The following is a 12,520-nucleotide window of genomic DNA, read 5'->3' on the forward strand; positions in this document are numbered from 1 at the left end:
GTCTTTGATTACTGAATTAAATTAGCTATAAAAATCAAGAATCCCGGACTTTCGGCCGGGATTCTTGATTTAAGCTGCGTTTCTTGCCGCGTTGATGATGCCAAACATCGTCCTCAAAATCAGTTTTTGTAAGACCGGATCGTCCTCGCCATTTTCGAGCATTGTCTGGATCGCATACTGCTGAATGGTGATGACAGGAAGCACAATTTTCTCGCGGATTGCAATTGATTCCTTCGAAGTCGGATTATCCTGAAGCAAGGTATCCATTCCGGACACTTCCAGGAGCATCTTGATGGACCGCTGGTATTCCTCAAACATCAGTTTCCAAAGGTCGCTGTATTTTGGATTATCATTTAGATAGGCAGTTGATTTGTAAAATGACTTGGCCAAAGACTGCATCGAATTGCCTAATAGGGACCTGAAAAATAACGAGTCATTATATAGTTGTCGGGCTTCGGGGAATTTACCTGCTTTCTTTAATGCTTCGAGGGACGCACCAACACCGAAAAATCCTGGGATATTCTGTTTCATTTGTGCCCATGAACCTACGAATGGAATGGCACGCAAATCCTCAAATCTAAGACCGGTATCTTTTCCTCTTTTCAGGGGGCGTGAACCAATATTGACCTGACCAAAATATTTCAGAGGTGTGACATGCTCCAAATAAGGCAAGAACTGTGGGTGATTTTTGAAGTCTCGGTAAAACTGGTAAGAGAAATCTGCCATCTCATCAATCAAAGCCCGTTGTTTGACATTCAATGTTTTTTCAGAGGATGGATACAATTCATTTTCAATCCCTGCACACAGCAATTGCTCTAAGTTGTAGGTACAGGAAACAGGCTTGCCATAATTAGCCGATATGGTTTGACCTTGGATAGTCACTTGGATCTCCTCGTTCTCTACCTGTTGACCTAGAGACGCATAGAAATTATGCATATTTCCTCCTCCTCTTGCCGGAGGGCCTCCCCTCCCATCAAAGAACACCACACTGATATCATTCAATCTAGAAACTTTGGTCAGTTCTTCCTTGGCAAGTAAGATTGACCAATTGGCGCGGATATAGCCGCCGTCTTTGGTTCCATCCGAAAATCCCAACATGATCGTCTGCTTAGATTTTCTGCTTTCCAAATGCTTGCGGTAAGCTTCATTTTGGTAGAGTTGCTCCATGATTATAGGAGCTTTTGCAAGGTCATCGATGGTTTCAAAAAGCGGTACGATATCCAAAAGAAGCGTTTCGGAATCTTTTCCAAGCGTCAATTGTGCCAGTCTGAACACTTCCAAAACATGTAATGCAGATTGACAATTCGAAATAATGTAGCGGTGGAGTCCGTCTTCCCCATTGTTTTTCTGAACAATTTGGATCGCATCAAAACTCCTCAACATGTCTTGGTGAAACTCATCTTTGAGTGAAGTAGTCTCAGGAAGGCTTTCCACATCTTGAATAAAGGTGATTTTTTCCCCTTCGCTCAACTTCTGAAATGCATGAAGGGCTTCTTTTCCGATTTGGTTCTCAATAATTTCATCCCAAAGGCCATCATGCTTACGGCTGTCCTGACGCACATCCATATTGGCAAAATGAAAGCCGAATATTTTTACCTTCAATATAAACTCGTCCAACTGCTCCAAAAACAAACCGTCATGGAATTCAGTCAATGCCTTCCTAGCTTCCATCAGGTCGGCAATCAATTCCTCTTTGGAATTATAAAAGTTTTGGTTGTCGAAAAGGGAGTCAAAAAGTCCATTTTCAATTTTCAGCATGATGGGCTCGACATGCTTGAATGTCAACCTCCTTTTGAGTTTTCTGACATCTCGGTAATAACACCTCACAATCCATTTTTGAAGCTTTTCAGCCACTTTAACAGTCGTGTCATGGGTGACAAATGGATTTCCATCACGGTCCCCACCCGGCCAAAAACCTACTTTCAACAATCCCGGATTGTCCCATTCATCTATTGGAATATCTAGGCTATTCAATAACCTAGTCAAAATATCAGGCATGCTGTGGTAAAAAACATTCACAAGGAACCATACCAAACTGACTGCCTCATCAAGCGGCGTGGGTTTCTCTTTGTTGATAAACCCTGTTTTGCCTAATTGCTGGAGAAGCAGGTTGATATTGCCAAGGTTATTGTCTCTGATTGCAGTCTCGAGGTCAGTAATGATACCCAAAACATTACCCGGATAAAACTGGGTAGGGTGAGCAGTCAAGGTCAACCTGACAGAAAAGTTTTTTAGTTTTTCGATCAATGCTTCCCTCTTTCTGTCATTGTCGACTCGGGTGATCAAAGCTTTAACACTTCCCTTGCCTTTGATATCGTGGATTTTTTCAAAGGCAGCATCCTCAATAGAATCAAATAATACGACTTGTCTTTCTACATACTGGACCATTTTAAAAAGCAAATCATGGCGCTCCTCTTCAGAATTTTTTGCCATCATTTCATTAAAAAATCCCCTGATAATTTCTTTTGGGGTTTTGTCTTGCTCGAATCCTTCCTGACATTTACTGGATAAAATCGGCAGCAAAGTCCCGGTTCGATAGATATCACTGAAGGGCAAATCCAAAAAAAGACTGTTGTAAATGGTAAATCTTTTGGATACTTCGGTTTGATAATTGTTTTTGGACATGATTAGATCAATAGGTTTATTAGGCGTGAATTTAACAAAAAATAATAATTAAGGATATATTTTCGATTAATCGTCAATAAAATCCTACTTTTATTGACTAATTTTCAAAAATAAGGATGTTTATTTCCACAAATACTAAGAAATAGACTAATTGGATTTAATGGTAATCAAAAGACGAAAGTTCTATCCAAGAATTATTTCGTACTTTCGAAGTCAAAAATTTTATAATTGATAATCCGGCGTTTATGCTTATAGCTGTCATTTTAGGGTTTATTTTTGCCTTGCTTGTTCCATTTTTCAGCAGGTTTTTCAAAAAAGCGATCCCATTTATCTTCCCAATTTTACCAATTTCTCTATTTATTTATTTCGTAGGGTTTTTGGGGGAAATCAAGTCAGCAGCACATCAACTTTATAGGTATGAATGGGTTCCGAGTATTGGGGTGGACCTATCTTTTCGGTTGGATGGATTGTCACTACTTTTTGCCTTGATGATTACAGGAATCGGCGCATTGGTGTTTGTTTACACCGCTAACTACCTCAAAGACCATGAATACTTAGACAGGTTTTATGGATACTTGTCCATGTTTATGGCTTCCATGCTCGGTGTGGTTCTCTCAGACAACCTGATGACCATGTTCATTTTTTGGGAATTGACAAGCATCAGTTCCTATTTCTTGATTGGGTTTAACAATAACGATCCTGCTTCAAGAAAATCCGCCCTTACGGCATTGAGCATCACAGGATTTGGTGGATTGGCGATGCTTTCCGGAATTGTCATATTGCAATCTGTGGGTGGAAGTTATTCTTTTACAGAGTTATTAAATTCCTCAGAGGTTATAAAAAGCAGCAGTTCTTATGGTTGGATAATTGCACTCTTGTTTATCGGGGCATTTACTAAATCCGCTCAATTTCCATTTCATTTTTGGCTTCCCGGTGCGATGAAAGCACCTACTCCTGTCAGTACCTACCTCCACTCCGCCACCATGGTCAAGGCCGGTATTTACCTTTTGGCAAGGTTTACACCACTTTTGGGAGATACCTTTTGGTGGAACGGAACTTTGGTCACGGTCGGTGCGATCACCATGGTATATGCGGCCATACACTCCGTTTTTAGGGTAGATTTAAAAAGCATTCTTGCCTATTCCACAATTTCTGCATTGGGGATTTTGGTTTTCCTGATCGGTATTGGAACTGAAAAAGCACTTCTTGGAGCCGGGATTTTCATCCTTGCCCATGCCTTGTACAAGGCGGCACTTTTCCTGATCACGGGAATCATAGACCATGAAACAGGATCTCGGGACGTCAGTAAACTGGCAGGATTGCAGCAAGTGATGATGCCTGTCGCTATTGCAGGATTTATAGCTGCGCTTTCGAGCGCAGGAGTTCCTTTTTTATTGGGATTCATCAGCAAAGAAGTCATGTATGAGGCCACTTTAGATCTCGGTCAATGGGCAATAATATTGACAGTTTTGTTGGTTTTGACAAAGGTCGGTATTCTGGTTGCAGGTTTTTGGGCAGGTATCAAACCATTTATAGGAAATCTTCCCTCCGAATTCAATAAAGCGCATCTGCCTTCTCCTTTACTTTGGTTTCCGCCCCTACTGCTCGGGGTTTTGAGTTTGGGTTTTGGGATATTTCCTTCTTTAATGACTGAGTCATTGATCCAACCGGTTTTCAGCAGTATGTCCGGGGCAGACACAGTGATCCAACTTAAACTCTGGCATGGATTCAATCTGGTCTTGTTGCTGAGTGTTTTGACTTTGGTCACAGGAGGTTTACTGTATTGGTTTCTGATACCATCTGAAGCAAGGTTTCAAAAAACCCTCAGATATGAATCCATTTCTCCCCAAAACATCATAGAGGGTGGGAGTAACTTGTTTGGACATTTCGCTAGAATCTGGACAAAATTTTTTCAGAATGGCTATCTGAGAAATTATGTGATTACCATTTTGGCATTCTTGACTTTATTGATGTCGTTCCGTCTTTTTGGCGGAGTAAACATTCACTTAGACTGGGATCAGATTTCACCTGTTTCTTCCTATGAAATTATAGTCGTGGTATTGATGATTATTTCCATTCTTTTTGCCATTACCACCAATTCTAGGACAGTTGCGATCGTTGCACTTGGCGTAGTTGGATTTGCTAATTGTTTGTTTTTCGTGTTTTATTCCGCTCCGGATCTAGCCATGACACAGTTTTCAATCGATACCCTGACCGTGTTGCTCTTTATGCTAGTTCTCCTCAAGCTCCCAAAAAATAGATCTTTTTCATCTAAAGGAATGAAAATCAGGGATGCAGTACTTTCACTTCTATTTGGAGTCTTGATAGCTATTTTGACTTTGGAGGTATTCGAGGAACCATCTTCCTCTGAAATCTCCAAATACTATGCGGACAATGCTTATATTTTGGCTAAAGGCCGGAATGTGGTCAATGTTATCTTGGTTGATTATCGGGGTTTTGATACCATGGTAGAGACAGTTGTCCTCGTGATTGCCGCTGTGGGTGTATACAGCTTGATGAAACTTGACCTCAATCCCTCAAAAAAAGACTCATGAAATCATTAATATTCAAAACTGCATCAACCTATTTGCTTCCGCTCCTGTTGTTGTTTTCTATTTTCATTTTGTTGCGGGGACACTATCTTCCAGGAGGAGGATTTGTCGGAGGGCTGATGGCATCGATTGCCTTTTTGATCCATTCTTTTGCTTTTGGACTAAAAGAAACACAACACATCATCCGGATAAATCCCGGTTTTTTGATGCCAATAGGTCTTGTTTTGGCTGTGGGAGCGGCGGTTGCGCCATTCTTTATCGGGGCTCCGGTACTCAAAGGGCTCTGGTTTGAGGAACAATTCAGATTTATCGGCATTGTCGGTTCCGCGCTTTTCTTTGACGTTGGGGTTTATTTGGTGGTAATTGGAGCGACCCTCACCATCATGTTTTCAATTACTGATACCGTTTGACATGGAGATTTTACTCATTATCATCATAGGTTTACTTCATGCAGGCGGACTTTATATGTTGCTGCGAAGGAGTATGTTTAAAATGATCATTGGCCTGATTTTTTTAGGCAATGGCGCCAACCTGCTGATTTTTCTTTTGGGAAGATTGGTGAAAGGAAAACCTCCTGTCATGGAAGATGGCATGAAGGTGTTTACCGATATATATGCCGATCCTGTTCCGCAAGCTTTGGTATTGACTGCGATTGTTATCGGATTTGGGCTTCAGTCCTTTGCGATAATCTTGATAAAGAGGGTTTACAAAGTGCTCCAAACAGATGACCTGGATGAGCTTAACTCAACGGATGAAGAGATATGAGTAATTCGATGATCATATTGCCCATCATTTTCCAGTTTGTTGCGGGAATAATTTTGTTGTTTTTTTGGAGGAAAACCACCATCCAAAAGGTCCTCAGCATTATTTTTTCCATCATCGGCTTGGGAATAAGTATTTGGCTATTTTTTCTGGTTTGGGAAAACGGAATCATGACAACCCAGTCAGGGGACTGGAAAGCCCCGTTTGGGATCAGCTTTGTTGCGGACACTTTTGCTGTAGCCATGGTTTTGTTGTCGTCAATTTCAGGACTTGCTGTTTCTATCTTCTCAGCAGGAAGCATGAGGAAAGAAAGGCTTGAATTTGGATATTTCCCAATTTTCCATTTTCTCATCATGGGCTTGCAGGGAGCATTCCTTACAGGAGATATTTTCAATCTCTATGTATGGTTCGAAGTGGTCATCATCGCCTCTTTTGTCTTGTTGACTTTGGGTGGGAAAAAAGCACAATTAGAAGGAGCTTTAAAATATGTTTCCCTAAATCTTCTTGCATCAACTTTATTTTTGGTCGGGATCGGTTTTATCTATGGATTGACCGGTTCCCTCAATATGGCAGATGTCGCTATCAAATTGGATAACCTGGCAAATCGAGGCTTGGTAAATGTAACCTCCGGTATTTTTTTGGTCGCCTTTGGAATTAAGTCAGCCATTTTCCCTATGTATTTTTGGTTACCTGCCTCCTATCATACCCCCCCGGCGGCTGTTTCTGCAATATTTGCAGGTTTACTGACCAAACTGGGAATATATGCCATGCTGCGAACATTTACTTTGATGTTTGGAGGCGATGAGTTTATGGGGGATATCTTGGTGATTCTTGCCGCACTCACCATTCTTTCGGGTGGATTAGGTGCATTGCTACAGCAGAATCTGGGAAAGATCTTTGGATACCTGATTATCTGTCACATCGGTTTTTTGATCGCTGGATTGGGCATGTATACTGAACTCGCGATCATGGGTACAGTATTTTACCTGATTCATGACATCATAGTGAAAACGAACCTCTTTTTGGTGTCAGGATTGATACTCAAAATCAACGGCACCCAAGACATCCGGGAGCTTGGTGGGATGTACAAAAACTTCCCATTATTGTCCTTATTAATGGCAATCCCATTGTTTTCATTAGTTGGAATTCCTCCCCTTTCAGGATTTTGGGCCAAGATATTTTTGATTCAGGCAGGTTTGCAAACCAATGACTATGTGTTGATTGGGTTTATAATTTTGGGAAGTTTTCTTACCTTATGGGTGATTGCAAGGATATGGGGTGAGGTTTTTTGGAAAAATGGGGTGGAGTTGCCTAAAAAGGCAAATGGGCTGTATTTCAGTCAGATGTCAAGAATAGATCAATTCCTCATGGTGTTTCCCATTGTATTGCTATCCGCAATTTCACTGTATATAGGTTTTGGCGCTGAAAACATCGCTTTACTTTCTCAAAGAATCACATCTGAATTGATGGATCCTTCCGCATATATTGAAGCGGTATTGGGTCTGAAAACCATAACGCCATGACAAAATCCCTGTTTTTGACTAATTTGATATTGGCCATCATCTGGGTAATGGCCACAGGAACCTTAACCGAGGAAAATTTCGTTTTTGGATTTTTAATCAGTTTTGTGATTCTGTGGATTATTACTTTCAAAAAAGAAGAAAGGAAATATTTTACTGTGATTCCAAAGCTCATTGGGTTTTTACTCTTTCTCCTTTGGGAAATCATCAAAGCAAATTTTCAATCAATGAGGGAATCATTTCTTCCAAAATCCAAACTTGAGCCTGCTATCGTCAAATTCCCACTTGATGCAAAATCGGATTTAGAAATCAGTTTTCTGGCAAACATTGTCTCCATTACACCAGGTACGCTGATAATGGATGTCTCTGATGACAAAAAAGTGATTTACATTCACGTCATGAATATGTCTGACAAAGAGGAATTCATAAAAGAAATCAAACAAAAGTTTGAAAAACCACTACTGGAATTAATGCGATGAGCCTACACGACTATTTTAATTATATTATAATTCCAATCCTTGGATTCTCAGTTATTTTGATCTTTATCAGATTTCTGAAGGGCCCTAGTCTTTCAGACAGGGTCATTGCTTTAGACATGCTGATTTTGATTTCTATCTGCATTATCGCAGTGTACAGCATCCAGACAAGTCAGAGTACATTTCTTGACATCGCTATGTTATTTGCTTTAATTGCATTTCTCAGTACGGCGGCTTACGCATTTTATTTAGAACAAAGAGAAAGAAAATGAAAGATATAATGATCATGATATTTTCGACCATCGGAGCCATCTTTGTCCTCTCCTCTTCCATCGGCTTGCTAAGGAAGCCTGATGTCTACATGAGGATCTCAGTTACTGGCAAAGCTTCAACTTTGGGAATAGGTCTAATTTTAGCCTCAGCAGCCATTTTCTTCAATGATTACTCGGTGACCACAAGGGTTATTGCCATTATATTTTTCGTATTTCTGACCATTTCTATCGGCGGGCATATGCTCGCAAGGGCTGCGTATTTCACCAAAACACCAATATGGAAAGGAATAAAATCAGATGACTTGGCAGGTCAATATGATCAAGTCACCCATGTATTATACAGTGAAAAACATGATTCTTCCGTCAAACCGGAAAAGTTAGAAAACACCAGCCCAAAATGAGAAAAATAACCTGTTACCTCCTTCTTCTAATCTCCATATTTATGAATTTTTCTTGTGACGAATCTCCTCAGGAAGAAAAAATAGAACCTTTCTATTCCTTCCTGTTAGGTGCATACACTGACTCGCAGGAGCAAGGTATCGGATTGCTCACTTTCAATCCTGAAAACAACACCATGCATACCAAAATATTGGCAGCAGGAGTTTCAAATCCTTCATTTGTAATCAGCAATAGGGCGCAGACCTTGGTATTTGCTACCGAAGAAAATGGCGGGGAAAATGGAGGAAAAGTGAAATCCTTTAGGTTTGACAGGCAAAAAAATACTTTAGAATTATTGGATACCAAAGACACCTTTGGTGACCATCCCTGCTATTTAAGTTTGGATGCAAAAGAGGAAATACTTGTTGTGGGCAATTATTCAGGTGGTAATTTTTCAGCCTACAAAGTAAAAGACGGAATGTTGACCCATGTGCAGACCTATCAGCACGAAGGTCAAAGTGTTGATCCGGCAAGGCAGGAAAAACCCCATGTACATAGTACTGTCTTCCACCCAAACGGTAAACACTTATTGGTTGGTGATCTTGGAACTGACAAAATACACCTCTATGATTTCAACCCGACTTTTGCAGTGCCTTTCAATAACGCTGATCCGGGATACATGGAAGTGACAGCCGGGGCGGGTCCCAGGCATCTCGCCATCCATCCAAATGGAAGCCCTGTCTACCTGATCCACGAAATGACCGCCGAAATCGGAGTCTATGCTTATGAGTCCGGTAAAATGTCAAAACTCCAGATTTTGCCTTTAACGGGTAAGGATTTTATTGGGAATGTCGGCGCAGCGGAGGTAAGGATCTCCCCGGACGACAAATTTGTATATGCCTCCAATAGAGGAGATGCCAATGAGATCACCGTTTTTGAAATTGGGAAAACGGGCGAACTTACTTTTGTGGAAAGAATCAAAACAGGTGGAGAAAATCCAAGAAACTTTGTGATCACGAGTGATGGAAAATTTCTTTTGGCAGCTAACCAAAACTCAGGGAATATAATTGTCTTTGAAAGAAGCCTAAAAACAGGAAAGCTTAAAAAAACCGAGGCCGAAACAAAATTCCATAAACCTGTCTATCTTTTTGGATTAGATTAAAGATTGAAATTTTGGCCGAAACGGGAATTTTCACGCCTAAAATTTTAAATAAACTCTATGAAATTTTAAAAAACTTTTAAAATATTTTAACTCATTCGTTTAATTTATAAAAAGTATCATTAAATTTGACAAAATATTAATTCAATACAATTTATCATGAACACAGGAAAAGTTAAGTTTTTTAATGAGTCCAAAGGATTCGGTTTTATCGTTGACAATGAGTCTTCTAAAGAGTATTTCGTTCACATCACTGGTTTGATAGACGAAATCAGAGAAGATGACGAAGTTACTTTCGACCTTAAAGAAGGTAGAAAAGGCCTAAATGCAGTGAATGTAAAGGTAGTTTAATCTATATACAACACATTGACATCTAGTGAAATCAACCCCGAGCAATCGGGGTTTTTTTTTGTCTTTAAAAATTCCACTTATCCGCACCATATTTAATCTCTCCTCTCTCTATCATCAAAGGAGAATCAAAATTATTATGATAAAGCTGACCTGTCCCTAATCCTTGAGGAAGGGTAACATCATAAGTTGAGGTAAACTGAGCGATCGAATTCAACCCTACATTACTCTCCAAAGCTGAAGTCATCCACCAACCTATTCCTAGGGATTCTGCCAAAGCTATCCATTCCCTGCTGGATGCTATTCCGCCGACCAACGTGGGTTTGAGGATAATGTATTGAGGCTGGATTTGTTCAAGCAATTTCTTTTTCTCATCGATGTCATAAATACCTATCAATTCCTCATCCAAAGCAATCGGCATTGGGCTCAAGCTGCAAAGATTTGCCATTTCAGGAATCTGACATTGCCTGATAGGCTGTTCTATGCTGTGAAGCTCAAATTCATTCAGAACTTTCAGTTTGTCCAAAGCCTCATCAGAAGAAAATGCTCCGTTCGCATCTACCCTCAGGATGACCTGTTCTGCGCTGTATTGTTTTCTGATATAGGCAAGCAACTCACATTCCTGTCCAAAATCAATGGCCCCAATTTTCATCTTGATGCAAGAATACCCTTCAGCCAATTTCTTGTCAATCTGATCCAACATAAAACCCTTCTCCCCCATCCATATTAGTCCATTGATAGGAAGTGGTCTGCCTGCATTGTAAAAAGGAGTATCAAAAATCATTTTATTACCCCCATGCAGAAGGTCAAGCAAGGCTGTTTCAAAAGCAAAGCGGATGCTTGGATAATGTTGGGGAATTTGGGCTTGAACCCAGTCCAGTATTCCCTGTTCACTTCCCAAAATAGATGAACCCGAAAGTTGCTTGCAGATTTTTGACAATACTTCTTCAAATTCCGGAATATCATCTATACTTAATTTTTGTAAGGGTGCTGCTTCTCCCCAACCAACCGAATGTGGCTCTTGGGAAGAAACAGCCTTGATGAGATAGGTTGTTTTATCCTTCAAAACGCCACGGGAGGTCCCTGCATCAAACTTGAATTTCAGCAAATGAGACCGATATGAAAATTGAATATCTTTTAAAACTCCTTCCATTAGGTATATATTTGGGCTTTGGTTCTGAAAATCACCCAATGACAAAGCTTACAGCAATTGAGGATATTAAATTATCTGATTACGAATATACCCTTCCGGAAGAAAAGATCGCAAAATTCCCACTTGAAAACCGGGCTGATTCCAAGTTAATACGATATCAATCCGGTATTATTTCCCACCATCGTTTTTTTGATGTCCCAGATTTCATTCCTGAAGGTAGCATGATGGTGTTCAACAATACAAGAGTCATCCCAGCCAGGCTGATATTTCAACGGGAATCCGGAGCCAAAATCGAGATTTTTCTGTTGAAACCCCTTCATCCAAGTACCGTAATCAACGAGGTGATGCTTAATTCCTCCTCGGTAATTTGGGAAACCTTTATCGGAAAATTGAAAAAATGGAGAGAAAATGAAATCCTCCAAGGTGAAATATCCATCCACGGAAAAACTGAAATCATCAATGCAAGATTGGTAGACAGGGAGCTAAAACATGTCGAGTTTACATGGTCTGGCAGTTTCATCCCTTTTGTGGCCATCGTGGAAGCTGCCGGAGAAGTTCCCATTCCTCCATACCTCAATAGAAAAGCAACAAAAGAAGACAAATCCAGGTATCAGACTGTCTATTCCAGAAAAGAAGGTGCGGTAGCCGCACCTACTGCCGGACTTCACTTTACAGAAGAGGTCCTGCAAAATCTGGAAGAAAAAGGGGTGAAAAAAGAATTTTTGACCCTACATGTGAGCGCGGGTACGTTTCAGCCCATCAAAGAAGAACAGGTAGCAGCCCATCCTATGCACAGTGAGCAAATGGTCTTTGACTTGGAAACTATCCAAAATCTTGCTGCCCAAAATGGAAAAATCATCGCTGTAGGAACTACTTCGATGCGGTCTTTAGAAAGTCTATATTGGTTTGGACTTATGTTGAAATTGAATGGTAAATCCGTATTTAGTATCCCGAAACTCTACCCTTATACCCATTTGGAAAACCTGCCGGACAGAACTGAAGGTTTTGGAGTAATAATAGCATACATGCAGGAAAACAACCTGAAAGAAATCACCGGATCAACAGAAATATTGATCATGCCAGGTTATGAATTTAGAGTTTGTGATGGTTTGATTACTAATTTCCACCAGCCTTCTTCTACCTTAATTCTTTTGGTAGCAGCATTTACAAATGGGAATTGGAAAAAAATATATGAAGAAGCTTTGGATAATAACTACCGTTTTTTGAGCTATGGTGACAGCAGTTTGCTTTGGAGAAATTAAGTTTTCCTTGATT

Annotated in this window: 12 protein-coding genes; 10 read left to right on the forward strand and 2 right to left on the reverse strand. The window is 40.3% G+C overall.

Annotation, left to right across the window (positions count from 1 at the left end; genetic code table 11):
• Positions 1-69 precede the first annotated feature (69 nt).
• Positions 70-2,625, reverse strand: a complete 2,556-nt coding sequence (locus M3O96_RS18425) for a phosphoenolpyruvate carboxylase (RefSeq protein ID WP_249722987.1) — start codon at positions 2,623-2,625, stop codon at positions 70-72.
• Between the two features lie 245 nt (positions 2,626-2,870).
• Here M3O96_RS18425 and M3O96_RS18430 point away from each other — a divergent pair, with 245 nt between their 5' ends.
• The 9 genes from M3O96_RS18430 (at position 2,871) to M3O96_RS18470 (ending at position 10,095) form a co-directional block, all read left to right on the forward strand.
• On the forward strand, positions 2,871-5,180 hold the full coding sequence (locus tag M3O96_RS18430; protein ID WP_249722989.1) for a putative monovalent cation/H+ antiporter subunit A: 2,310 nt from the start codon (positions 2,871-2,873) through the stop codon (positions 5,178-5,180).
• Positions 5,177-5,587 (forward strand): Na+/H+ antiporter subunit B, encoded by a 411-nt coding sequence (locus tag M3O96_RS18435; protein WP_249722991.1) that lies wholly within the window; start codon positions 5,177-5,179, stop codon positions 5,585-5,587. The genes M3O96_RS18430 and M3O96_RS18435 overlap by 4 nt, the downstream gene beginning before the upstream one ends.
• Before the next feature lies 1 nt (position 5,588).
• Positions 5,589-5,942, forward strand: a complete 354-nt coding sequence (locus tag M3O96_RS18440) for a Na+/H+ antiporter subunit C (RefSeq protein ID WP_249722993.1) — start codon at positions 5,589-5,591, stop codon at positions 5,940-5,942.
• Positions 5,939-7,462 (forward strand): proton-conducting transporter transmembrane domain-containing protein, encoded by a 1,524-nt coding sequence (locus tag M3O96_RS18445; protein ID WP_249722995.1) that lies wholly within the window; start codon positions 5,939-5,941, stop codon positions 7,460-7,462. Before M3O96_RS18440 ends, M3O96_RS18445 begins: the two co-directional genes overlap by 4 nt.
• On the forward strand, positions 7,459-7,938 hold the full coding sequence (locus M3O96_RS18450; protein WP_249722997.1) for a Na+/H+ antiporter subunit E: 480 nt from the start codon (positions 7,459-7,461) through the stop codon (positions 7,936-7,938). Before M3O96_RS18445 ends, M3O96_RS18450 begins: the two co-directional genes overlap by 4 nt.
• Complete coding sequence (locus tag M3O96_RS18455) at positions 7,935-8,207, forward strand: cation:proton antiporter (protein WP_249722999.1); 273 nt, start codon at positions 7,935-7,937, stop codon at positions 8,205-8,207. Before M3O96_RS18450 ends, M3O96_RS18455 begins: the two co-directional genes overlap by 4 nt.
• Positions 8,204-8,608 carry a monovalent cation/H(+) antiporter subunit G gene (gene mnhG, locus M3O96_RS18460; protein WP_249723001.1) on the forward strand — a complete coding sequence of 135 codons (405 nt, stop codon included), beginning with the start codon at positions 8,204-8,206 and terminating at the stop codon, positions 8,606-8,608. The genes M3O96_RS18455 and mnhG overlap by 4 nt, the downstream gene beginning before the upstream one ends.
• 41 nt (positions 8,609-8,649) lie before the next feature.
• Positions 8,650-9,747, forward strand: a complete 1,098-nt coding sequence (locus M3O96_RS18465) for a lactonase family protein (protein ID WP_249723002.1) — start codon at positions 8,650-8,652, stop codon at positions 9,745-9,747.
• 156 nt (positions 9,748-9,903) lie between these two features.
• The gene (locus M3O96_RS18470) at positions 9,904-10,095 is read left to right on the forward strand and encodes a cold-shock protein (RefSeq protein WP_009032438.1); all 192 of its coding nucleotides are present in this window, start codon (positions 9,904-9,906) and stop codon (positions 10,093-10,095) included.
• A 64-nt stretch (positions 10,096-10,159) separates the two neighbouring features.
• Here M3O96_RS18470 and M3O96_RS18475 read toward each other — a convergent pair whose 3' ends face one another.
• A complete protein-coding gene (locus tag M3O96_RS18475) occupies positions 10,160-11,245 on the reverse strand; it encodes an o-succinylbenzoate synthase (RefSeq protein ID WP_249723004.1) in 1,086 nt (361 codons plus the stop codon).
• Positions 11,246-11,283: 38 nt separating this feature from the next.
• Here M3O96_RS18475 and M3O96_RS18480 point away from each other — a divergent pair, with 38 nt between their 5' ends.
• Positions 11,284-12,507, forward strand: coding sequence for an S-adenosylmethionine:tRNA ribosyltransferase-isomerase (locus M3O96_RS18480; protein ID WP_249723005.1), 1,224 nt, complete (start codon positions 11,284-11,286; stop codon positions 12,505-12,507).
• Positions 12,508-12,520 lie beyond the last annotated feature (13 nt).

It is taken from the genome of Aquiflexum sp. TKW24L (genome assembly GCF_023502205.1).
Lineage (GTDB): Bacteria > Bacteroidota > Bacteroidia > Cytophagales > Cyclobacteriaceae > Cognataquiflexum.

Bases quoted from the DNA above. Each gene is read 5' to 3' on its own strand.
- M3O96_RS18425 (WP_249722987.1), bottom strand. From the start codon at position 2,625: ATGTCCAAAAACAATTATCAAACCGAAGTATCCAAAAGATTTACCATT.
- M3O96_RS18430 (WP_249722989.1), top strand. From the start codon at position 2,871: ATGCTTATAGCTGTCATTTTAGGGTTTATTTTTGCCTTGCTTGTTCCA.
- M3O96_RS18435 (WP_249722991.1), top strand. From the start codon at position 5,177: ATGAAATCATTAATATTCAAAACTGCATCAACCTATTTGCTTCCGCTC.
- M3O96_RS18440 (WP_249722993.1), top strand. From the start codon at position 5,589: ATGGAGATTTTACTCATTATCATCATAGGTTTACTTCATGCAGGCGGA.
- M3O96_RS18445 (WP_249722995.1), top strand. From the start codon at position 5,939: ATGAGTAATTCGATGATCATATTGCCCATCATTTTCCAGTTTGTTGCG.
- M3O96_RS18450 (WP_249722997.1), top strand. From the start codon at position 7,459: ATGACAAAATCCCTGTTTTTGACTAATTTGATATTGGCCATCATCTGG.
- M3O96_RS18455 (WP_249722999.1), top strand. From the start codon at position 7,935: ATGAGCCTACACGACTATTTTAATTATATTATAATTCCAATCCTTGGA.
- mnhG (WP_249723001.1), top strand. From the start codon at position 8,204: ATGAAAGATATAATGATCATGATATTTTCGACCATCGGAGCCATCTTT.
- M3O96_RS18465 (WP_249723002.1), top strand. From the start codon at position 8,650: ATGAATTTTTCTTGTGACGAATCTCCTCAGGAAGAAAAAATAGAACCT.
- M3O96_RS18470 (WP_009032438.1), top strand. From the start codon at position 9,904: ATGAACACAGGAAAAGTTAAGTTTTTTAATGAGTCCAAAGGATTCGGT.
- M3O96_RS18475 (WP_249723004.1), bottom strand. From the start codon at position 11,245: ATGGAAGGAGTTTTAAAAGATATTCAATTTTCATATCGGTCTCATTTG.
- M3O96_RS18480 (WP_249723005.1), top strand. From the start codon at position 11,284: ATGACAAAGCTTACAGCAATTGAGGATATTAAATTATCTGATTACGAA.